18 protein-coding genes are annotated in these 20,793 nt (G+C 73.2%); 6 read left to right on the top strand and 12 right to left on the bottom strand.

Annotated features, from left to right (window positions below; all coding sequences use genetic code 11):
- Positions 1 to 50: 50 nt before the first annotated feature.
- The 8 genes from AB0J71_RS18950 to AB0J71_RS18915 form a co-directional block, all read right to left on the bottom strand.
- Positions 51 to 749 (bottom strand): class I SAM-dependent methyltransferase, encoded by a 699-nt coding sequence (locus AB0J71_RS18950; protein WP_352318746.1) that lies wholly within the window; start codon positions 747 to 749, stop codon positions 51 to 53.
- The gene (locus AB0J71_RS18945; RefSeq protein WP_352318748.1) at positions 736 to 1,986 is read right to left on the bottom strand and encodes a glycosyltransferase; all 1,251 of its coding nucleotides are present in this window, start codon (positions 1,984 to 1,986) and stop codon (positions 736 to 738) included. The genes AB0J71_RS18950 and AB0J71_RS18945 overlap by 14 nt, the downstream gene beginning before the upstream one ends.
- Positions 1,987 to 2,091: 105 nt before the next feature.
- Positions 2,092 to 4,266 (bottom strand): hypothetical protein, encoded by a 2,175-nt coding sequence (locus AB0J71_RS18940; protein WP_364415186.1) that lies wholly within the window; start codon positions 4,264 to 4,266, stop codon positions 2,092 to 2,094.
- Between the two features lie 198 nt (positions 4,267 to 4,464).
- Positions 4,465 to 5,733 carry an acyl-CoA reductase gene (locus AB0J71_RS18935; protein ID WP_352318751.1) on the bottom strand — a complete coding sequence of 423 codons (1,269 nt, stop codon included), beginning with the start codon at positions 5,731 to 5,733 and terminating at the stop codon, positions 4,465 to 4,467.
- Entirely contained in the window at positions 5,733 to 6,761 is a 1,029-nt protein-coding gene (locus AB0J71_RS18930; RefSeq protein ID WP_352318753.1) for an acyl-protein synthetase, read from the bottom strand. Before AB0J71_RS18930 ends, AB0J71_RS18935 begins: the two co-directional genes overlap by 1 nt.
- A complete protein-coding gene (locus AB0J71_RS18925) occupies positions 6,758 to 8,071 on the bottom strand; it encodes an AMP-binding protein (RefSeq protein ID WP_352318754.1) in 1,314 nt (437 codons plus the stop codon). The genes AB0J71_RS18930 and AB0J71_RS18925 overlap by 4 nt, the downstream gene beginning before the upstream one ends.
- Positions 8,071 to 8,829, bottom strand: a complete 759-nt coding sequence (locus AB0J71_RS18920; RefSeq protein ID WP_352318756.1) for an SDR family oxidoreductase — start codon at positions 8,827 to 8,829, stop codon at positions 8,071 to 8,073. Before AB0J71_RS18920 ends, AB0J71_RS18925 begins: the two co-directional genes overlap by 1 nt.
- Positions 8,804 to 9,052, bottom strand: coding sequence for an acyl carrier protein (locus AB0J71_RS18915; protein WP_364415184.1), 249 nt, complete (start codon positions 9,050 to 9,052; stop codon positions 8,804 to 8,806). The genes AB0J71_RS18920 and AB0J71_RS18915 overlap by 26 nt, the downstream gene beginning before the upstream one ends.
- 162 nt (positions 9,053 to 9,214) lie before the next feature.
- On the opposite strand from AB0J71_RS18915, the gene AB0J71_RS18910 reads away from it, so the two are divergent.
- The 3 genes from AB0J71_RS18910 to AB0J71_RS18900 are packed head-to-tail and all read left to right on the top strand — an operon-like array spanning position 9,215 to position 13,697.
- Positions 9,215 to 10,153, top strand: a complete 939-nt coding sequence (locus tag AB0J71_RS18910) for a hypothetical protein (protein ID WP_364415182.1) — start codon at positions 9,215 to 9,217, stop codon at positions 10,151 to 10,153.
- Positions 10,150 to 11,787: a hypothetical protein gene (locus tag AB0J71_RS18905; RefSeq protein WP_364415180.1), complete on the top strand. Its 1,638-nt coding sequence runs from the start codon at positions 10,150 to 10,152 to the stop codon at positions 11,785 to 11,787. Before AB0J71_RS18910 ends, AB0J71_RS18905 begins: the two co-directional genes overlap by 4 nt.
- 29 nt (positions 11,788 to 11,816) lie before the next feature.
- On the top strand, positions 11,817 to 13,697 hold the full coding sequence (locus AB0J71_RS18900) for a glycosyltransferase family 2 protein (protein WP_364415178.1): 1,881 nt from the start codon (positions 11,817 to 11,819) through the stop codon (positions 13,695 to 13,697).
- A gap of 9 nt (positions 13,698 to 13,706) precedes the next feature.
- On the opposite strand, the gene AB0J71_RS18895 is transcribed toward AB0J71_RS18900, so the two are convergent.
- Both AB0J71_RS18895 and pseB read right to left on the bottom strand, forming a co-directional pair.
- Positions 13,707 to 14,834 carry an aminotransferase class V-fold PLP-dependent enzyme gene (locus AB0J71_RS18895; protein WP_364415176.1) on the bottom strand — a complete coding sequence of 376 codons (1,128 nt, stop codon included), beginning with the start codon at positions 14,832 to 14,834 and terminating at the stop codon, positions 13,707 to 13,709.
- Positions 14,834 to 15,811 (bottom strand): UDP-N-acetylglucosamine 4,6-dehydratase (inverting), encoded by a 978-nt coding sequence (pseB, locus tag AB0J71_RS18890; RefSeq protein ID WP_352318767.1) that lies wholly within the window; start codon positions 15,809 to 15,811, stop codon positions 14,834 to 14,836. Before pseB ends, AB0J71_RS18895 begins: the two co-directional genes overlap by 1 nt.
- 105 nt (positions 15,812 to 15,916) lie before the next feature.
- On the opposite strand from pseB, the gene AB0J71_RS18885 reads away from it, so the two are divergent.
- Positions 15,917 to 16,645, top strand: a complete 729-nt coding sequence (locus AB0J71_RS18885) for a glycosyltransferase family protein (RefSeq protein WP_352318769.1) — start codon at positions 15,917 to 15,919, stop codon at positions 16,643 to 16,645.
- Positions 16,642 to 17,616 (top strand): hypothetical protein, encoded by a 975-nt coding sequence (locus AB0J71_RS18880; RefSeq protein WP_352318770.1) that lies wholly within the window; start codon positions 16,642 to 16,644, stop codon positions 17,614 to 17,616. The genes AB0J71_RS18885 and AB0J71_RS18880 overlap by 4 nt, the downstream gene beginning before the upstream one ends.
- Here the strand turns inward: AB0J71_RS18880 and pseI are convergent.
- Both pseI and AB0J71_RS18870 read right to left on the bottom strand, forming a co-directional pair.
- The gene (gene pseI, locus AB0J71_RS18875) at positions 17,609 to 18,652 is read right to left on the bottom strand and encodes a pseudaminic acid synthase (RefSeq protein ID WP_364415173.1); all 1,044 of its coding nucleotides are present in this window, start codon (positions 18,650 to 18,652) and stop codon (positions 17,609 to 17,611) included. The genes AB0J71_RS18880 and pseI overlap by 8 nt on opposite strands.
- Positions 18,649 to 19,158 carry a GNAT family N-acetyltransferase gene (locus AB0J71_RS18870; RefSeq protein WP_364415171.1) on the bottom strand — a complete coding sequence of 170 codons (510 nt, stop codon included), beginning with the start codon at positions 19,156 to 19,158 and terminating at the stop codon, positions 18,649 to 18,651. The genes pseI and AB0J71_RS18870 overlap by 4 nt, the downstream gene beginning before the upstream one ends.
- Before the next feature lie 139 nt (positions 19,159 to 19,297).
- Between AB0J71_RS18870 and AB0J71_RS18865 the strand changes: the two genes are divergently transcribed.
- A complete protein-coding gene (locus AB0J71_RS18865) occupies positions 19,298 to 20,755 on the top strand; it encodes a glycosyltransferase (RefSeq protein WP_364415169.1) in 1,458 nt (485 codons plus the stop codon).
- Positions 20,756 to 20,793: the final 38 nt, after the last annotated feature.

The following is a 20,793-nucleotide window of genomic DNA, read 5'->3' as shown; positions in this document are numbered from 1 at the left end:
GCACCGGACATCGACTTGAGATCTGACCCCGGCCTGTGGTCCGGAACCCGTCACCTGCCCAGTCTGGCCCGCAGGAACAGCGTCACGCCCTTCAACGACCTGACCGGCAGGTAGCGCTCGGCGCGCACCACCATCGACAGGCCCGCGTTCACCACCGCGGGCGTCCGCTGCAGGTCGCTGCCCCTCGACCGCCGCCGGTGCCGGGCCACCAGCGGACGCAGCAGCACGTTCCAGCTCCACAGCCGGTCCACCTTCAGCCCGGCCTTCTCCACCACGACGGTCAGCGTGTCCCGGCCGTAGCGGCGTACGTGGCCCACGGCGTCGTCGTGCGCCGACCACAGCGCCATGTCGCACGGGACGGCGATCAGCGCGTGCCCGCCGGGCGCCAGCACCCGGGCGATCTCCTCGGTGACCAGGTGGTCCTCGTGGATGTGTTCGAGCACGTCGAACGCGGTCACCAGGTCCATGCTCGACGACTCGAACGGCAGCGCCCGCGCGTCGGCGTGCACGGCCTTGAGCCCGCGTTCCCTGGCCACCTCGACCGCCGTCTCGCAGTAGTCCGTCGCGGTGGCGTCCCAGCCCGCCTCGACCAGCACCCGGGTGTTCCCGCCGCCGGCCGCGCCGACGTCCAGCGCCCGCCCGGGACGGCCCAGCTCGCGCAGCTCCCTGCGCAGGATCGCCCGGCGCTCCCGGTACCACCAGTGAGTGTCCTCGAGTTCGAGCAGCCGGCGGATCTCAGTGGTTTCCATGTGGTTGGTTCCTTGTGCGGGAGAAGACCCAGCGGTCCAGAGCGGTGAAGCGGATCAGGGTGAGCAGTCCGTACGTGGCGACCACCGCGCTCATCTCCATCAGCCGCCCGGCCCCCGGGGACACGCTGCGCAGGCCGAGCACGGCGGAGGTGGTCAGGAGGTAGTTCGCCAGGAAGAGCAGCGCCGCCCGGAGGTGCATCGCGGTACGCCGTCCGCCCAGCCGGTTGAACGTCCAGCGCCGGTTCGCCTCGGTGTTGACGAACCCGGTGAGCACCAGCGCGCCCAGGTTGGCCGGCGCGGGCGCCCAGACGCCGCGCAACGGCAGGTAGATGAGCGCGTACAGCAGGACGGAGAACACGCCGATCGCGGCGAACGAGGCGAACTTCGCCAGCGTCACCGCCCTCGGCCGGGCGACCACCGCGTCGGGATGCGTGGGCGTGAGCTCCGCACGCGCCACCTCGACGTCGGCCCGGCCCGTCGACATCGACCAGGCGACCCTGGCCAGGCCCTTCAGGTCGTCGATCGCCGTCCTGACCACGCGGACGCGCGAGTCGGTGTCCTCGATCCAGTCGACCGGCACCTCGTGCACGCGCAGGCCGTTGTGCTCGGCCAGCAGCAGCAGCTCGGTGTCGAAGAACCAGGCGTCGTCCTCGATCTTGTCCATGAGCGGCCGGACCACGTCCGTCCTGGCCGCCTTGAAGCCGCACTGGGCGTCGCTGAACCTGACCCCGAAGCCGTACCTGAGCAGCGCGTTGTAGCTGCGCGAGACCACCTCGCGGCGGATCGAGCGCAGGGTGCGGGCGCTGTGCGCGAGCCGGGTGCCGATGGCGATCTCGGAATGCCCGCTCGCCACCGCGGCGACCAGCGGGAACAGCGCGCCGAGGTCGGTGGACAGATCGACGTCCATGTACGCGACGATGTCGGCCGGGCTCTCCCGCCAGGCCGCCTTGAGCGCGGCTCCGCGGCCCCGGATGTCGAGCCGGCGGGCGTGCACCCGGTCGTGCTCGGCGGCCAGCCGGGTGGCGATGGGCCAGGTGTCGTCGGTGCTGCCGTTGTCCACGACCGTGATGCGCCACGGCAGCGGGAACCTGTCCTCCAGGAACCCGGTCAGCGTGCGCACGCAGCCCGGCAGCGCCCGCTCCTCGTTGAGCACCGGGATGACGATGTCGACGGTCGCCAGGCCGGCCGAGGTGTCCAGGACGTTGGGGCTCGGGTCCATGGCGGCGCGCGTGTCCATAGAATTCCTGATCGCTTGCGGCGGTAGGTTCACGGAAATGGTGCTGGGGGCGTCCAGCGGGGCGCGTGCCGTTTCTTGTCACCATTCCATGAACGGGCACAAGCTTTACCCGGTCGTGAGCTCGTACACGGAGACGTCGGCGTTGCGAAAGCGCAGTTCGGCGTATTTCTCCAACGCCGGATCATTACTGGTGAACAGCCATTTGACGCCGTATTTCCACCGGAGCCTGCCGACGTTCGCCGCTGACGGCTCGCGGAAGGCCGCGTCGTTGTCCGCCAGCCTGGCCTGGTCGGCGAACGGCACCTGGAGGTAGGGGGTCACGAACATCTCGGCGCGCGACAGCGTGCTCTCGGCGTACGCCCAGCCCTCGATCAGCACCCGGCGCTCGGTGAACCCCGAGACCCAGAAGTGCCTGCTGTCGCACGTACGGCGGGGCGCCGGGTTGCGGCAGTGGAGGTCGGTGGCCACCACGTCGCCGGGCGAGGAATGATCGCGCAGCCACCGTCCGGCCTCCAGCGCCCCGGCCGGGATCAGCCGCTCGCGCTCCCACGGCTCGGGCGCGACGTGCACGACCACCTCCCGCAGCGAGGCCGGCGCCGCGTACCCCGCCAGGAGCGCCACCACCGCCAGCGAGAACCCCCTGCGCCGGAACGCCAGCACCACCACGGCCACCCCCGCGAGCACCAGGTACGGCACCAGCACCCGCACCAGCGCCGCGCCCGGCGGCACCAGCCGCGAGGCCGCGACGGCCACGCCCGCCCCCGCCCCGGCCAGGCCCGCGACCACCGCCCACGGCACCCGCCGCCGCTCCACGGCCGCCGCCACCCCGCACACCGCGGCCACCGACAGGTACGGCCGCACCCCCTCCAGGAAGTAGAGCTGCGCGTCGGACGGATGGCCGAGCACCATGATCGCGCCGATGCCCGCCAGCCCGACGCCGACCGGCAGCAGCACCGCCGGGTCCAGCAGCCGGGCCTTCAGCGCCGCCACGCCGCCCCACACGCACGACAGGCAGAACAGGTGCACACCGGCGAACACCAGCACCGGCCCCCACGGCTCGGCGGCCAGCGCGGGCGGCTGCACGTCCGCCACCACCCCCCACAACGTGCGCATCGTGGCGAACGGCGCCACCACCGTGCCCTGCGCCCCCCGCCCGAACACCACGAACTGCGCGATCAGCAGGCAGCCGAACGTGATCGCCGCCGGCACCGCCCACTCCCGCGGCAGCCGCCGCTCCACCGGCAACCGCACGACCAGCACGAACACCAGCCCGGCCAGCAGCAACGGCAGGAACGTCGCCTTCGCCCCCGTCAGCGCCAGCAGCAGCACGGCCACCGCCGCCCACCCTCTCGGCCGCATGGCGGTGAGCACCAGCATCACGGGCGCGAACAACAACGCGCCGAACGTCTGCGTCGGGCTGGCCCACGCGGTGAACATCGACCGCGAGGTGAACACCACGCCCTCCTGCAACACCGGGGCGAACAGGAAGTACGTGACGCCGACCGCCGCCACCCCCGCCCCCCACCGCCCGCCGAGCCGCCGCCCGAGCACCGCCACCAGCACGACCATCGCGAACGTCATCGGCAACGTGGACAGCCGGTAGACCAGCGTCACCGGCTCGATCCCGGTGACCCAGCTCGTGGCCGCCATCTCGGCGTAGACGAACCAGTGGTAGGACAGCCGCTCGCCCAGCACCGACGGCACCGTGGGCGGCACGTGGTTCCTGACCTCGCCGAGCAGGGCCAGGTGGTAGGGCATGTCGACGTACGCGTCGGTGATCGGCACGCGGTAGAGCGAGCGGGCGCAGAAGGCCAGCAGGTAACCGGCGACCCCCGCCAGCGACCAGGCGCACCACCAGGGCATCCGTTCGGGATCGGCCCGGCCCCGCCAGTGACGCCGCAACCGCGGCACCGCGAGGAACGCCGCGACGGCGGCGACCGGCCAGCCCAGGACGAGCAGCGGCAGGCCGGCCGCGCGGGCGGGGATGTAGACCAGGACCTCGACCGCGTACCCGAGGGCCAGCCCGGCGGCCACGTCCTCGGCGAACGACCGGCCGCCGCCGGTGAGGGCCCGCCAGAGCAACGTCCCGGGCAGCGCCACCCCGAGCACGACGTACGCGCCGAAGGCCGCCAGATCGACTGCCGGAACGCCGCACCAGAGCAACACCCAGGCCGCCGCGCCCAGCACCGTCCCGGCCGGCAGCCACCCGCCGAGCAGCCGCCGCACCCATTCCGATGCCCGTGGCCCCTTGACCGCGGGCTCCGCCACCACAGCCGTCATCCCGAAGCCACCCCCTCACGCCCCCGAGCCCCGACCAGGGACGGCGGGCCCTCTCCGGCCCGCACGACCACGAAGGAGAGCGCCAGGGGGGCGGGTGCCTCTCGTCCCGGATCATCGCCCGGCGGCGCGATGGCCCGCGGAGGAACGGTCGTCATCGGTGCTGCGGCCCCGTGCGCGGCCGGTTCGTCCGATGAGGGCTCATCTGACCACGGTCACCAGTCGCGTGAACTCGCCCGGCAGGTCGACGCCGTCCCACACCCGGTGGAAGCTCAGCGCGCTGCCCACCGGCACCATGCGATCGACCCCGCGCCCGGCGAGCTCCCGGGCCAGCTCCTCCAGCTCGCCCAGCGAGAAGCCGAAGTGGGTCAGCGTCTGGTCCTTGCGCTCGACCAGCGGGATCAGCTCCGCCAGGGTACGCACCCGCGCATGCGCGAACGTGCCAGCGCCCAGCCACCGCCGCGGCATCGCGGCCGCCGCCGCCAGCGTCACGTTGGCCAGCGCGTTGCCCCGGAACTCGATCAGATCGACCAGCCCGTCGGCGGCCAGCCCGTAGACCGAGACCCGCTTCTCCACCGCCATCGCCGCGTCGACGTCCCAGCCGCGCCCGGCCAGCACCCGCGACACCTGCTCGGTGAAGTCGGCCCGCGCCGCCTCGCAGGCGTCGTCGGCCCCCACCCAGAACACGGTGCGGGGCGAGGAGCAGGCGGCCTGGTCGAACCAGTAGCTGTCGTTGACGAACCCCTCGGCCGCCGCCACCCTGGCCGCGCGCGGCGCGCACAGCCAGGCCGCCGCGTTCACCACCGCGAACGACGAGCGGTCGGGGAAGGTCAGGTCGCGGGCGTGCGGCGCGAGCGGATGGCGGCGCACCTCGCGTACGGTGTCGTCGCCGCCCCAGATCACCCGCAGGTCGCAGGCCGCCGACAGGGCGGCGGTGACCGCCTCGGCCCGCCGGTCGTAGGAGACGATGCGCTGCGTGGCCGTCACCACCGGATCGGCGTCGGCCAGCGCCTCCCGGAGCGTGTCGAGGACGACCTCGGCGACCGCCCCCGCGCGCGGCGACAGGCGGACGACGTTGCGGTTGCCCATCAGGGCCGACAGGGCCCAGGAGTAGACGAAGACGGTGTCGACGTTCGCCGGCGGGAGGTGGAAGACCAGGCCGCGCGGCACGCGTACGTGCGGGGTGCGCAGCTCTTCGAGGGTGCGGGCCAGCTCGCTGGGCCGCAGGAAGAACCCCAGCGAGCCCAGCTCGGGATGGCGGCGGGCCAGCGCGGGCCGCAGCAGCCGCTTGCCGAACGCCGCCAGGAACCCGCGCACCCGCTCGTCGCCCACCTCAAGGGGCGCGCCCTGCCGCACCTGCGCGACCAGCTCCTCCACGGGGACGGGCGAGCCGCCGGGAGGAAAGCGCACCTCGACCCCGCCCGCGTCGCCCACTCGCGGGATCCGGGTGGTGATCGATCGATCGCTCATCAGCCGCCCTGCCCGAACGTGTCGCTGCAGCCGCGCGCCTCGGCCCGCGGCAACCTGCCCAGCACGGTGAACCGCTTGCCCGGCCAGTGGCCGTCGTCGACGCCGTGCACCACGCCGAGGTCTTCGGTCAGCAGCGCGTGGCCGGGATAGGAGGTGGGCAGGGTGCTGACCACCTCGATCAGCCCCGGCTCGCCGGGCGGGGCCTCCCGCCAGGTGCCGGGGTCGCGGATGACGACGTCGGCGAAGTCGGGGCAGTAGAGCCCGTCGCCGTCGGGGCCCTCCAGGAAGACCGTGCCGATCTGCTCGACCATGCCGTAGAAGTTGTGGACCCTGGTCAGCCCGCACTCGGCCGCCAGCCGCCGGCGGAAGGCGTCGTTGTCGACGGCCTGCTCGGCCAGCCGCTTCCAGCCGCCCGAGTGGATCAGCACGCCCCGGGACAGGTCGGCCCCGAGGCCGAGCAGGTGGAGCCAGACCATGAAGGTGAACCCGAAGACCAGGAACGGCTCGCCGCCGTGGCGGGCCAGGAACGCCTCGACGGCCGCCTTGTCGACCTCGCCCTGCTCGTCGAGGACGAAGGTGTGGTCTCTGCCGAAGTTCATCATCCCGAGCACCCCGGCCCCCCGGGCGCTCAGGGCCGGGCCGCGGACGACCGAGCGGCCGTCGACGATCAGCATGGGCAGCCGCCGCTCGCCCAGCACCGCCCGCAGGGTCGCGGCCAGCATGCGCGGCTGCGCGGCGGCCGCCTCCCGGTCGAGGTAGACCCGGCTCGGCCGCTGCCCGGTGGTGCCGCTGGAGGTCAGGACCCGGAACACCGCCTCGGCCGGGACGCTGCGCAGCTCGTGGGTCTTGAACAGCCGCACCGGCAGCCATGGCAGGTCGGCCACCCGCTCGTAGGGCGGGCGGGCGCCGATCGCGTCGAGGATCCGCCGGTAGGGCGGGCACGCCCGCCGGTGCCGCTCGGTCAGCGCCGCCAGCTCCCCGGCCAGCACCTCCTCCCGGGCGGCCGCGTCGAGCGTGAACACGCTCACCGCCCGGCCTCCGACTCCAGCGCCCGGTAGTCGATCTTGCCGGTGGGCAGCAGCGGCAGCCGTTCGACGGCGCGCACGTCGAAGCCGCTCCAGTGGAGCCGCAGCTCGGCGCCCAGCCGGCGGGCCAGGTTGCGGCACCCGGCCGCGTCGAGCCCTTCGGCCCACACCGTGACCCGGTCGTCGCCGCTGGTCGCCGCGACCGGCACGGTGTCGCGCAGCAGCTGCTCGACGTCGTCGAGGCTGACCCGTACGCCGAAGATCTTGGCGATGCGCCGGAGCCGGCCGGTGACGTAGAGGAAGCCCTCGTCGTCGAGCCGGCCGAGGTCGCCGGTGCGCAGCACCCCGCCCAGGTCGTCGGGCCTGGCCAGGTCGGCGGCGGTCTCGGCGTAGCCCATCATCACGTTGGGCCCGTGGTAGACGACCTCGCCGCCGTCGATCGTCAGCCGTCCGCCGGGGACGGCCTGCCCGGCCGAGCCCGGCTTGTCGGCGAGCCGGTCGGGCGGCAGGACGGCGATGCGGGCCGTGGCCTCCGTCTGCCCGTACATGACGAAGAAGCGGTCGGCCTGGGCGGCGAACAGCGACACCAGCTCGGGGCTGAGCCGGCCGCCGGCCTGGGTGAGCGTGCGGATCGTGGGATGCTCGGCCCGGTCGAAGCGCAGCCTGCGCAGCATCTCGTACTGGTAGGGGACGGCCGCGAGCGAGGTGCACTTGTGCTCGTCGAGGTGGGTCCAGAAGGACCGTTCGAGCAGCCCCGCCTCGGTCAGGACGACCGTCGCCCCCGCGTGCAGGTGGCTGTTGAGCACCGACAGGCCGTAGCTGTAGTGCAGCGGCAGGCTGGTGGGCGCGATCTCGCCGGGCATGATCGACAGCGCCGAGGCGATGGCGGCGGCGTTGGCCGCGACCGCCTCGCGGGACAGCCGCACCAGCTTGGGGTTGCCCGTCGAGCCCGAGGTGGCCAGGAGCACGGCCAGGTCGGGATGCGGGTCGGGGGCCTGGCCGCGGGGGCCCGGCGGCCCGTCGGGCGCGTGGGTGAACCCCACCAGCGCCGCGGGCCGGAACCGGCTCACCAGGTCGGCCAGGGCCGCGGCCGACAGGTCGGGGTCGAGCAGCGCGATCGGCCTGCCGGTCTGCCAGGCGGCGAGGTAGCGCAGCACGGACGCCAGGTTGTTGCGCATGCCGCAGAACAGCGGCCCCGGCCGCAGCCGGGACAGGGCCTCGGCCACGCGGGCGACGCGCCGGGCCAGCTCGTCGCCGGCCAGCCCCTCCTGGTCGCCGGCGACGACGAGCCCGGCCTGCCGGGATGGGAACATCACGGCACCAGCCCGCCGTCGACCCCGAGCACCTGGCCGGTGATGTACGACGCGCCGGGTGAGAGCAGGAACGCCACCGCCTGGGCGACGTCGTCGGGCCGGCCGATGCGCCGCAGCGGGGTCGCCGAGATCGCCGCCTCGCGGTCGTCGGGCCGCAGCGTCTTCAGCATGTCGGTCTCGACGTAGCCGGGGGCCACGGCGTTGACCCTGATGCCCGCCGGGCCCATCTCCCTGGCGGCGGCCACGGCGAGGCCGATGACGGACGCCTTGGTCGCGGAGTAGGCCGCCTGGTTGGCGCCGCCCGCGCGGCCCATGAGCGAGGAGACCAGCACGACGGCGGGGTCCTGCCCGCGCAGCAGCAGCCGGAAGGCCAGCTGGAGCGTGTGGGCCGGGGCCAGGGCGTTGGTGCGGTAGAGCTCGTCGAGGGTCTCGGCGCGGGTCATGGCCAGCGGGCCGGAGGCGTAGACGCCGGCGTTGACCACCAGGGCGTCGAGCCGCTCGTGGCGCTGGCCGATCTCGCGCATGTGGCGGGCGACCGTGGCCCGGTCGGCGACGTCGCCGTGGACGGACCACGTGCGGCCGCCGGTCGCCGCGGCCACCTCGGAGGCGGCCTTCTCGGCCAGCTCGGCGTCGCGGCCGTGCAGGACGACGGTGTGGCCGGCGGCGGCCAGGGTGGTGGCGACGGCCCGGCCGATGCCCCTCGTCGACCCCGTGACCAGGGCGACGCGGGCCTCAGAGCGCGCCTGCGCCGATTCCATGCTTCTCCAGCAGTTCGCCCGCCTTGGCGAACGAGCTCATGTCGATCATGTCGTCGGTGTCGATCATGATGGCGAACTCGTCCTCCATCGCCGCGATCAACGCCATGTGGGCCAGGGAGTCCCACTGGGGGATGCCGCGGTATTCGAGACCGTCGACGTGTGCGTCGGCCGGCAGGTTGAGCGCCGTGCGGAAGACGGCCCGCAGGCGGTCGAGATGACTCATGATGTCTCACTCTCTGTCCTCAAGCCACGACGCAGTGTAGCGGGGATCGCGGCGGCAGGAGAAACCAAACCCCCGACGTGAGTAATGGAAACGTATAACGGCGCGTGGCCGTCGTTCGGGGCTGGGAATGTCCCAAGGGGCGCGCCAACCGCTACAGGGGGAATGATGGACGAATCCAATCACTGGTACGGGCACTCGCGCATTCTGGGCAGGTACTGCGAGCTGCCGGACGAGACGCCGAAGCGAATCCAGGGATTCCTTCAACACGGATGGAACTATCTCCACGGATTTCCCCCGAACGACCATTGGTGTAGTCCCGGGTATCCCCGTTTCATCTGGTCTGACGTGCTTCGTCGCCGGGGCTGGTCGATGGGCAGGCGCGGCCACTACCTCATCGGCGCGCCCTGGGTCTACCTGCTTCACCTGGAGCCTGAGCTCGGCGTGGTCTCCGAACGCAAGGGTACGATCTGGTATCCCTTTCATGGCTGGGAGAAGTCGTCCGTGACCGGGGATCATGCCCTTCTCGCCGACGAAATCCGAAATGTCGAGACCGAACCGGTAACCGTCTGTCTTTACTGGCTGGAATATGCAAATCCGGACATTCGGCAGGCGTACGAATCGAGGGGATTCAAGGTCATCTGTCACGGCGAGCGCGGTTCCCGGTGGGAGAGCAAGGGGCGCGACTTCCTGCGCCGGCAGCTGATCCAGTTGCGGCGCCACCGCAGGGTGGCCTCCAACCGGCTCGGCAGCGCGCTGTTCTACGGCGCCTCCGTCGGCTGCGAGGTCGCCGTCTACGGAGACCCGATGCAGTACGAGGACGAGCGCCCCGAGTACGGCGGCACGGCGCGCCGCATGCGGCTCTGGCCCGAGCTGCACGGCACGCACGTCGATCCCGAGCTGGCCGCCGAGGTGGCGCGGCAGGAGCTGGGCTTCGAATATCAGGCGACACCGGAGGAGCTACGGCGAATGTTCGGATGGAAGCGGGTGCCCGGGGGAACGCCGGCAGGAGGAGGCGCGGCGGGAGCCGGACGTCCAGGGCGGCCCTGGGTGAGGGCGACCGCCGCCGGGCGGCAGGGCACGCTCCACGGGGTGACGTCATGAGCGAGCGCATGAGCGAGGCGCCCGCGAACGTGCGCCTGATCGGCGGCGAGATGCTGCTGTGGTCCGACCTGTCCAACGTGGCCGGCGTCACCGACTGGCGCGGCGCGGCCCTGGAGCTGGTCGGCCGCATGATCCCGGCGACCGGCCGGGTGCTGCTGGTCGGGCCGCACCCGCAGGCGCTGGTCGACGACGTGGTGGACCGGGCCGGCGAGACGGCCGTGCTGCTGCGCTCCTACCCCGACGCCTGCGCCCTCGGCGAACGGCACCCGCGGCTCGCCGTCCACTGCGGGCGGCTCGACCTGTTCGACGCCGACGAGCCGTACGAGCTGGTGCTGGCGCTCGACGGGCTGCTGCGCACGCACTCGGCCGAGGCGCCGGCGGCGGCGTGGATCGATTCGCTGCACGCGCTGTCGGCCCTCGTCGCGCCCGGCGGCCGGCTGGTGCTGGGCGTGCGCAACGACCTGGGCGTCGACCGGTTCATCGAGGCCAGGCCCGCCGACCGGGAGGGCGGCGACGACCAGTGGGCCCCGCACGGCTTCGACCCGAGCCATCCGAGCGGGCCCGGCGCGCTCGACGGCGCCCTTGAGGGGGCGGGGCTGAGCGTCGAGCGCTGCTACGCGGCCTATCCGGGGCGGCAGGCCCCCCGGGCGTTGCTGGCGCGCGAGGCGCTCGCCTTCGACCTGCCGGAGGCGATCACGTTCCCGCTGAGCGCCAAGGGCGGCGACCGCCTGCTGGTGGCCGACCCGCTGCGGCTGACCCGGCTGGTGTTCCGCCACCGGCTGGGGGAGGAGCTGGCCCCGCTGTGGCTCGCCGTCGCCACCCGGCCGCCGTCGTCCCCGCACACGCCGGGCGCGGAAGGGGCGGAGGGCGCGGTCGAGCTGCCGCTCGGCCTGATCGAGGAGGGGGCCGTCGTCCATGAGCTGACCAGGGGCGGCATGCGGCGGTTGCCCGACGGCGCCGAGCGTCCGGTCCCGGCCGGTCGGGTGGTCGAGGAGATCCTGGTCGAGGCGTGCGCGCGTGAGGACACCAGGGCCGTGCGCGAGCTGCTGTCGGCGCTGGCCGACTGGCTGGAGGCCGACGGCGGCCCCTGCGTGACCGCCGACGGCCTGGTCCACGACGGCGAGCGGTTCGCCGCCATCGTCCAGACCGCCGCGCCTGCCGTGCCGCCCGAGCCGCGCGTGGTGCTGTGCCGGGTCCTGTGGCGGTTCGCCGTACGGCTGCTCGCGGCCGGCCACCACCATCCGTGGCCGTGGCCGCTGGAGGCCGACCAGCTCACGCTGACCCTCTGCGGCATGGCCGGACGCCCCTGCGACCAGGGCGACCTCGACCTGGCCCGCAAGTTCGACGCCGAGCTGGGCCACCCGGCCGAGCACGCCGACCCGCCCGCCTACCGTGACCTGCTCGGCGCCCGCGACCGCCTGGCCGACCAGCTCACCGCCGCCCTGGCCAGGATCTCCCGGCTGGAGACCAAGCTCTCCTACCGCGAGCGCGAGCTGGTGCGGGCCAGGTCCAAGCTGCGCAGGACCCAGCGCAAGACCGCCGCCTACCGGCGCACGCTCGGGTACCGCCTCTCCCGCCGTCTGGCCCGTCCGCGCAAGGTCGCCCGCCGGGTCTTCCGACTGCTGTCCGGCTGACGAGCCGACGACAACGCTGAGGAGTGCATGTGCCGGTTCTTTCGGTGATCGTCCCGTTCCACAACGTCGAGAAGTACATCGGCCCCTGCCTGGACTCCATCTCCGGCCAGACGATGTCCGACCTGGAGGTCATCTGCGTCGACGACGGCAGCCGCGACGACGGTTGCGCCGAGGTCGAGTCCAGGCAGGCGGCCGATCCCCGGATCCGTCTCATCAGGCAGCCCAACCAGGGCGTCGGAAAGGCCCGCAACGTCGGCCTGACCCAGGCCACCGGCCGCTACCTGGCCTTCGTCGACGGCGACGACACCGTGCCGCGGGAGGCGTTCAAGCGGCTGGTGTCCTCGCTGGAGTCCACGGGCTCCGACCTGGCCTGCGGCAACGTCATGCGGCTCTACCGCAACCTGCTCATCCCCTCCTGGGCCCATCGGGAGGCGTTCGCGACGCCGATGAGGCGTACCCACATCACCCGCCACCCGCTGCTGATCCGCGACCGCATGTTGTGGAACAAGGTCTACCGCCGGTCCTTCTGGGACCGGCTGGGCCTGAGCTTCCCCGAGCGCATGTACGAGGACCAGCCCGTCGCCATGGCCGCTCACGTGGGCGCCCGCTCGGTGGACGTGCTGTCCAAGGTCGTCTACCACTGGCGGCAGCGCGACGAGCCCGGCTCCTCGATCACCCAGCGCCGCCTGGAGCCGGGCAACCTGCGCGACCGCATGTTGTCGGTGCTGCAGACCGCCGACCTGCTGGCCCGCGACGCGCCGGGGCTCAAGCCCGACTTCGACCGCGACACGCTGGACATCGACATGACGGTGGCGGTCGAGGCGGCCGCCACCACGGGGATGCGGCCCGAGCTGCTCGACCTGATGGTCCGCTACCTCGACGGCGTGTCCCGCGAGTCCTGGCTGAGCGTCCCGTTCGAGCACCGGATCCAGGTGCACCTGCTGCACCGGCGGCGGCTGCAGGAGCTGGCCGGGGTGCACGAGCAGGCCCGCGAGGGCCGGCTGCAACCCCGCGTCAGACCGTCGGGCCTGCTGCGCAGGCGCTGGTACGGCCGCCACCCGGCGATCCCGGCGCAGCTGTCGGAGGTCTCCGAGGAGCTGGCCCTGACCGCCCGCCTGGTGTCGCTGGAGTGGCGCGACGGCGTGCTGACCGGCGCGGGCCGGGCCGCGCTGGGCCGCTTCGACGCCGGCGCGCTGCGCCGGGTGCGCCTGCGCGCCTGTCTGGCCGAGCGCGCGACCGGCGAGATCATCCGCCTTTCGGACGAGCAGAGCGCCCCCGTCTGGGAGACCGTCGAGCTGGAGGAGGGCGTCGAGGCGCCCGAGCACGCCTTCCCGTTCGCCTTCGCGGTCGATCCCGCGGTGTTCACGCCCGCCCAGCTCGCCCGGCGCGGCCACTGGGACCTGCGCGTGCAGCTCAGGGGCCACGGGCTGAGGCTCGACGCCAGGGTGGCCGGGCCGCGCTGGCTGCCGCCGCAGGTTCCCGCGCCGCGCCGCAGGTCAGGCGTGTGGCTGGTGCCGGCGCGCGGCTCCAAGGGCGGGTGGGGGCTGCGGCTGCGCAACGCCCAGGCGCTCATCGGCGAGTGCCGCGTGGACGACGGCGACCTGGTGTTCTCCGGCCGGATCGACGACCTCGGCGACGGCGAGCCGGTGGTGCGGCTGCGGCGCAAGAGCGACGGCGAGGAGATGTACTTCCCCGTCGCGCTGACCGGCCAGGACTTCTCGGCGCGGGTGCCGCTGGCCGGCATCGACGAGAGCGTCGGCCGCGAGTCGTGGTGGGAGGTGGTCATCGACCAGGGCCGGCCCATCCGCCCGCTGGTGCGGCGGGCCGAGCGCCAGGTCGCCACCGTGGACGACCGGCGCTTCCTCATCGACCGCAGTGAGGACGGCTGCCTGCTGCTGGCCGAACGCTGAGCGCCGGGCTCACCGGCCGAGGATCGAGGTGAGGGTCTCGACGACGAGGTCCTGCTCGCCGTCGGTCAGGTCGGCGAACAGCGGCAGCGACAGCTGCTCGGCGTAGTACGCCTCCGCGCGCGGGCACAGCCCACGCCGGTAGCCGAGGTCCTCGAACACCGGGTGCCAGTACGCCGGGATGTAGTTGACCTGCACGCCGATGCCCGCGGCGCGCATGCGCTCGTAGACCTCCCGGCGGCGGCCGTCGCGCACCCGGACCGGGTAGAGGTGCCAGCTCGGCGTGACGTAGGCCCGCCGGCCGGGCAGCGTGAGGCCGGGCACGTCGCGCAGCAGCGTGTCGTACCGGGCGACCAGCTCGGCGCGGCGGGCGCGGAACCGTTCGAGGCGGCGCAGCTGGCTGACGCCCAGCGCGCAGAGCACGTCGGGCAGCCGGTAGTTGAGGCCGAACTCGTGCACCTCCTGGTGCCAGCCGCCGTGGCCGGGGTCGCGCTGCTCGGCCGGGTCGCGGACCAGGCCGTGGTTGCGGAAGCGGGCGGCCCGCTCGAAGCGGCCGGGGTCGGCCACCGCCACCGCGCCGCCCTCGGCGGTCGTGACGGTCTTGGTCGGGAAGAACGAGAACGTCGTCAGGTCGGCCACCGAGCCCACCGGCCGGTCCTTGTACGACGCGCCGATCGAGTGGGCCGCGTCGGCCACCAGCACCGCGCCGGCCCCCTCGGCGACCGTGCGCAGCTCGTCGTAGTCGGCGGGATGGCCGGCGTAGTCGACGCCGGTGACGGCCTTCGTGCGGTGGGTGACCAGCGCGGCGACCGAGTCGGGGTCGATGTTGCCGGTGTCGGGCTGGACGTCGGCGAAGGCCACCCGCGCGCCGCGCAGCACGGCCGTGGCCGCCGTGGCGACGAACGTGAGCGGGGAGGTGATCACCTCGTCGCCCTGGCCGACGCCGGCCGCCACGTAGGCGACGTGCAGCGCGGCCGTGCCGGACGTGACCGACACGCAGGGCACGCCGCCGGTCCAGCGGGCCAGCTCGTCCTCGAACAGCCGGACCGCGGGGCCCGTGGTCAGCCAGTCGCCGCGCAGCACCTCAGCCACCGCCTCGATGTCGGACTCGATGATGGACTGCCGTCCGTAGGGCAGCATCAGCCGGCCACCATGTCACGCAGGTCGCGCACGGACAACCACCGGTCGTTGGTGTCGGAACGGTAGGAGAAGCCCTCGGGCAGCAGCTCGCCGGTCTGCGGCGCCTGGTAGCCCCAGGTCGCGATCGTGGGCTGGACGACGTAGCGGTCGGCCAGGCGGAGGGTGCGGCGGCCGTCGTCGGGGCCGATCATCTCCTCGTGCAGCTTCTCGCCCGGCCTGATGCCGATCTCGTAGACCGGGCTGTCGGGGGCCAGCGCCTCGGCCAGGTCGGTGATGCGCATGCTGGGGATGCGCGGCACGTAGAGCTCGCCGCCCTGCATGAGGTCGAAGGAGTCGACCACGAACCGCACGGCCTGGTCGAGGGTGATCCAGAACCGGGTCATGCGCTTGTCGGTGATCGGCAGGCTGCCGCCCTGCTCGGCCAGCCGCAGGAAGAACGGCACCACCGAGCCCCTGCTGCCCACGACGTTGCCGTAGCGGACGACGGCGAAGCGGGTCTCGTGGGCGGCGGCGTAGTGGTTGGCCGAGACGAACAGCTTGTCGGCGACCAGCTTGGTGGCGCCGTAGAGGTTGATCGGGCTGGACGCCTTGTCGGTGGACAGGGCGACGACCTTGCGCACGCCGCAGTCGATGGCCGCCTCGACCACGTTCTGGGACCCGGCGACGTTGGTGCGGACGTACTCGAACGGGTTGTACTCGGCGGTGTCGACCTGCTTGAGCGCGGCGGCGTGGACGACGTGGTCGACGCCGTGCATGGCGCGGGTGAGCCGGTCGCGGTCGCGTACGTCGCCGATGAACCAGCGCAGCCGGTCGTCGTCGGGGAAGAGCTGCTTGAGCTCGTACTGCTTGAGCTCGTCGCGGGAGAAGACCACCAGGCGGCGCACCCCGAGCGAGTCGAGCGCGTGGCGGATGAACGCCTTCCCGAACGAGCCCGTGCCTCCGGTGATCAGAATGGACGATCCACTGAGAATGCTCACGCGGCCCCCTGAAAATCGCGCTGACGAACTGTGGTCGTTAGAGCTGGCCGGTAGCATAGCGCGATCGATCAACCACGTATGGTCACACGGGGGAATGTGGTTTTGATGCGTATTGTCGGAATCATCCAGGCTCGGATGGGCTCCACTCGGCTGCCCGGGAAGGTGCTGCGCGACCTCGGGGGGCGGTCCGTCCTGGGCTGGGTCGTGCGCGCCGCGCGCGAGTCGCGGGCGCTCGACGACCTCGTGGTGGCCACGACGACGCAGGCCGCCGACGACGCGGTGGCGGCCGAGTGCGACCGGCTCGGCGTGGCCTGCCATCGCGGGCCCGTCGACGACGTGCTCACCCGGTTCGTGCAGGCGCTGGCCGGCCGGGAGGCGGAGGCGGTGATGCGGTTCACGGCCGACTGCCCGCTGCTCGACCCCGTCGTGATCAGGGAGGCGGCGCTGGTCTTCCGCGCGGTCCCGGGCCTCGACTATCTCAGCACGAGCCTGGCCAGGACGCTGCCGCGCGGGCTCGACGTGGAGATCGTCGGCCGGGCGGCCCTGGAGCGCGCCGACGCCGAGGCCACCGGATTCCACCGCACCCACGTGACCTCCTACGTCTACGCGCACCCGGGCGAGTCGCGGCTGCTCGGCCTCGCCCACCAGCCCGCCGCCGACGACCTGCGGGTCACCCTCGACACCGACGACGACTGGCGGCTCATCGCCCGCGTGGTCGAGGAGCTGGGCGACGCCTGCGTTCCGGTGCGCACGCTGGTGAGCTGGCTGCGGGCCCGGCCCGAGGTCTGCCAGCTCAACGCCCACGTGCGCCAGAAGGAGCTGCAGGACGCATGAGCGGGCGGGTGGGCGTGCGCTGCGACGCCGCGGCGGGGAGCGGGGCCGGACATCTGGTGCGGTGCGTGGCGCTGGCCGAGGAGCTGTGCGGGCGGGGCGTCGAGGTGGTCTTCCTCGGCGCGGTCTCCGGTTCGGAATGGGCCATGGACCAGCTCAGGAGCCGCGGCCTCCCGCTGGTGGCCGCCCCCGGGCGGCCCGACCGGCTCGCCGCGCTGGCGTGCGAGCTGCGGCTCGACGCCGTCGTGCTGGACAGCTACGAGCTGGCCGAGGGCACCGGCGGGGCGCTGCGGGGGGCGGGCTTCCCGGTGCTGGCGATCGTCGACGGCGACCCGCTGGGCCAGGAGGCCGACCTCTACCTCGACCAGAACCTCGGCGCCGAGGACCGGCCCTTCCCGCTGCCGCGCGACTCCTGGCGGCTGGCCGGCACCCGGTACGCGCTGCTGCGCGACAGCGTCCGGGGGCGGCGCAGGGTGCGGCAGCCGGGGCCGGTGCCGCGGGTGCTCTGCTTCTTCGGCGGCACCGACAGCGCGGGCGTGGCCCCCGCCTGGGCGGAGGCCCTGGCCTGCACGGGCGTGCCGTTCCAGGCGACGCTGGTCAGCCCGGAGCCGTTCGAGGCGGGCGAGGGCATCACCGTCATCCCGCCCACCGACCGCCTGCCCGAGCTGATGGCGGCCGCCGACCTCGTGATCACCGCCGCGGGGTCGGCCATCTGGGAGCTGCTGCACCTCGGCGTGCCCACGGCGCTGAGCTGGGTGGCCGACAACCAGCTCGTCGGCTACCGGGCGCTGGTCGGCCGGGGGGTGGCCGCCGGGCTGGGCCGGGCGGCCGACGCCGAGGCCGTCGGCGTGCTCGCCCGGTTGCTCGCCGACCCCGCGCTGCGGGAGGAGCACGGCAGGCGGGGCGGCGGGCTGGTCGACGGCAAGGGCAGGGAACGCGTCGCCGACGCCTTCCTCGACCTGTGGATCAGATGAGGTCCCAGGTCAGCGGCGTGCCGAGGGGCGCGTCGCGAGTGAAGCGGCGACCGGTCACCTCGTCGAGGGCGTCGGGTGGCAGGCCGCCGGCGGGGCGGATCGACCGCACGTTCTCCCTGGTCACCGCCTCGCCCGCGCGTACGTCGCGCACCACGTAGAGCGAGCGGCGAAAGCGCAGGCCCTCGCGCTCGGACTCGCGCGGCCCCAGCACCGGCCGGCCCAGCGACTGCCACGCGCGCTCGCTCTCCTCCACCAGCGCCGCCAGCTCGGGCGGCTCCAGCGAGAAGGCCGCGTCGACGCCGCCGTCGGCCCGCGACAACGTCACGTGCTTCTCGATCAGGCACGCGCCCAGCGCGACCGCCGCCAGCGCGGCCCCGATGCCGGGGGTGTGGTCGGAGACGCCGACCTCGGCGCCGGTGAGCGCGGCCAGCAGCGGCAACGAGCGCAGGTTGCTCTCGGAGGGGGAGGCGGGGTAGGAGGCGGTGCAGGAGAGCACGGCGAGCTGCGTGCAGCCCGCCGCGCGGGCCGCCGTCACCGCCGCCTCGATCTCGCCCGCCGTGGCCATGCCGGTGGAGATGATCAGCGGCTTGCCGGTGGAGGCGGCCAGCCTGATCAGCGGCAGGTCGACGATCTCCGACGACGCGATCTTGTACGCCGGCGTGTCGAGCTTCTCCAGCAGCTCCACGGCCGTGGGGTCGAAGGGGGCGGAGAAGGCCAGGAGGCCGTGCTCGCGGGCCCGCTCGAAGATCGGCTCGTGCCACTCCCAGGGGGTGTGGGCGCGTTCGAACAGGCGGTAGAGGTTCTCGCCGCCCCACAGCTCGTGCCCGTCGCCCACGCGGAAGGCGGGGCCGTCGGCGTCCACGGTGATCGTGTCGGGCCGGTAGGTCTGCAGCTTCAGCGCGTGCGCCCCGCCGGCCGCCGCCGCGTCGACGATGGCCAGGGCCCGTTCCAGGCTGCCGTTGTGGTTGCCGGACATCTCGGCGATCACGAACGGCGGCCGGTCGGCCCCGATCGCCCGCCCTGCGATGGACATCATCCTCGTTCCTCCTTGGTCAGCTGGACGGCGACGACCTCGCGCGGCACCCCGTCGACCGGCATCCGGTAGGTCGCGACCTCGGCGAACCCGAAGCGCCTGTGCAGCCGCCGTACCGGCTCGTTGTCGGCCAGCACCTCGCCGCGCAGGGTCGTCAGGCCGAGCGGGCCGAACGCGTGGTCGATGGCGGCCCGCTCCAGGCCCACCCACGCCCTCAGCACCGCGCCGGACCGTTCGAGGCCGTCGAGGTCGAGGTAGAAGCCCCAGTAGGCGCTGTCGCCGCCGAGCTCCGAGTACGTCACCACCCCGGCGCGGGCCCCGGCGTGGTCGTAGATCAGCACCTGCCTGGTCGCGTCCGCGCGGACGGCGGCCCACCAGCGGGCGTGCTCGTCCTCGGAGATCTCGTGGCCGGTGAAGCTGGCGGCGCGCACTCTCGGATGGTTGCGCCAGTGGCGCATAACGGGCAGATCATCGTCCCGGACGCGTCTCAGCACCGTTCCCCCTACCATTCGTGCTCGACTCATTGCACAACGTAGCGGATTCGATGCCGGGTAAAGAGCTCATCAGGGACGGGCATCGAACGCGGAACAGGCGAGGCGGCCACGGCATGCTGCCCTCGACCGCCTTCCACGAAAGCCAAGGAGCGTCATGATCCCCCTGCTCAGTGTCGTCGTACCGGTCCACAACGTGGAGCCGTACCTGACGGAGTGCCTGAAGTCGCTGGCCGCCCAGACCATGGAGGACTTCGAGGTCATCATGGTCGACGACGGCTCGATCGACGGCAGCCGGCGGCTGGCCGACGACTTCGTGGCCCGAGATCCCCGCTTCACCCTGGTCGAACAGCAGAACATGGGCCCGGGGCCGGCCCGCAACGAGGGCGTCAGGCGGGCCAGGGGCACCTACCTGGCCTTCGCCGACAGCGACGACGTCGTGCCGCCGCACGCGTACGAGGTGCTGATCGCCAAGCTCGGCGAGACCGGCTCCGACCTGGCGTGCGGCGCGGTCAGGCGCATGGTGGACGGCGTGCTGGAGGAGTCGATCCTGCACGAGCGCGTCTTCCGGCGGCCGGTGTTGTGCACCCACATCACCGACAAGAAGGTGCTGGTCAGGGACCGTACGGTGTGGAACAAGGTCTACCGCGCCGACTTCTGGCGGCGGCACGGCCTGCGCTTCCCCGCCGGCATCTACGAGGACGTGCCGGTCGCCATGCAGGCCCACGTCCTGGCCACCAGCGTCGACATGGTGGACGACGTCGTCTACCACTGGCGCCGGCGTGAGGAGGGGGAGACCTCGATCACGCAACGCCGTTCGCAGCTGCCCAACCTGCACGAGCGCCTGGCCGCCATCCGCGCGGTGCGCGCCTTCCTGGACGACGGCGCGCCGGAGCTGCTGCCCGAGTTCGACGCCCTGGTGCTGGAGAAGGACATCGTCTTCCTGTTCCAGGCGCTGGAGTCGGCGCGGGAGGCGGGCGAGGACCTGGTGCCGCTGCTGGGGCTGGCCGACGCCTGGCTGGACGAGCTGAGCCCGCGCGCGCTGGCCGGCGCGCCCTCGCTGCGCCGCCTGGAGCTGCACCTGGTCAGGCGCGGCATGATCGACGAGCTGCGCGCGGTCCGCGACTTCCGCCGCAGCCGCGTGGACGGCACCCGGGTGCGCCCCCGCGGCTTCCGCACCGTCAACTGGTACGGCGACTACCCCTACTTCCGGCGGCGACGGCGGCTCGGCATCCCCGACGACGTCTACGACGCCCGCGACGAGCTCAGGCTGATCGCCAGGGTGGACGACTGCTCCTGGACGGGCGCCGCGTACCGCCTGCGCGGCGAGGTGGCCATCCACCGGGTCGAGCGCAAGGTGGGCAAGGTCACCATGTGGCTGAGCGACGGCCGTCGCCGGGTGCCCCTGGAGGTCCGGCGCACCGGACGGTACGGCGTGGTGGCCGACATCGACCCCAGGGCGCTCGAAGGCGGCGGCCCGACCTGGCGGCTCCTGGTCAAGGCCGAGACCCGCGGGCTCGTGCTCAAGGGCTCGTTCAGGGATGGAGACGCGCACGGTGCGTGGCGGTTTTCCCTGCAGGGTTGGTCAAGAAGCGGCATGGACATCCCCCAGTAGTTCCAGACAGTAATCGTCAGACGACGTTCCGTAGCCAT

This window comes from Nonomuraea sp. NPDC049637 (genome assembly GCF_040675235.1).
Lineage (GTDB): Bacteria > Actinomycetota > Actinomycetes > Streptosporangiales > Streptosporangiaceae > Nonomuraea.
The sequence above is the reverse complement of the archived record's forward strand: the minus strand, read 5'-3'. Positions and strand labels throughout refer to the sequence as shown.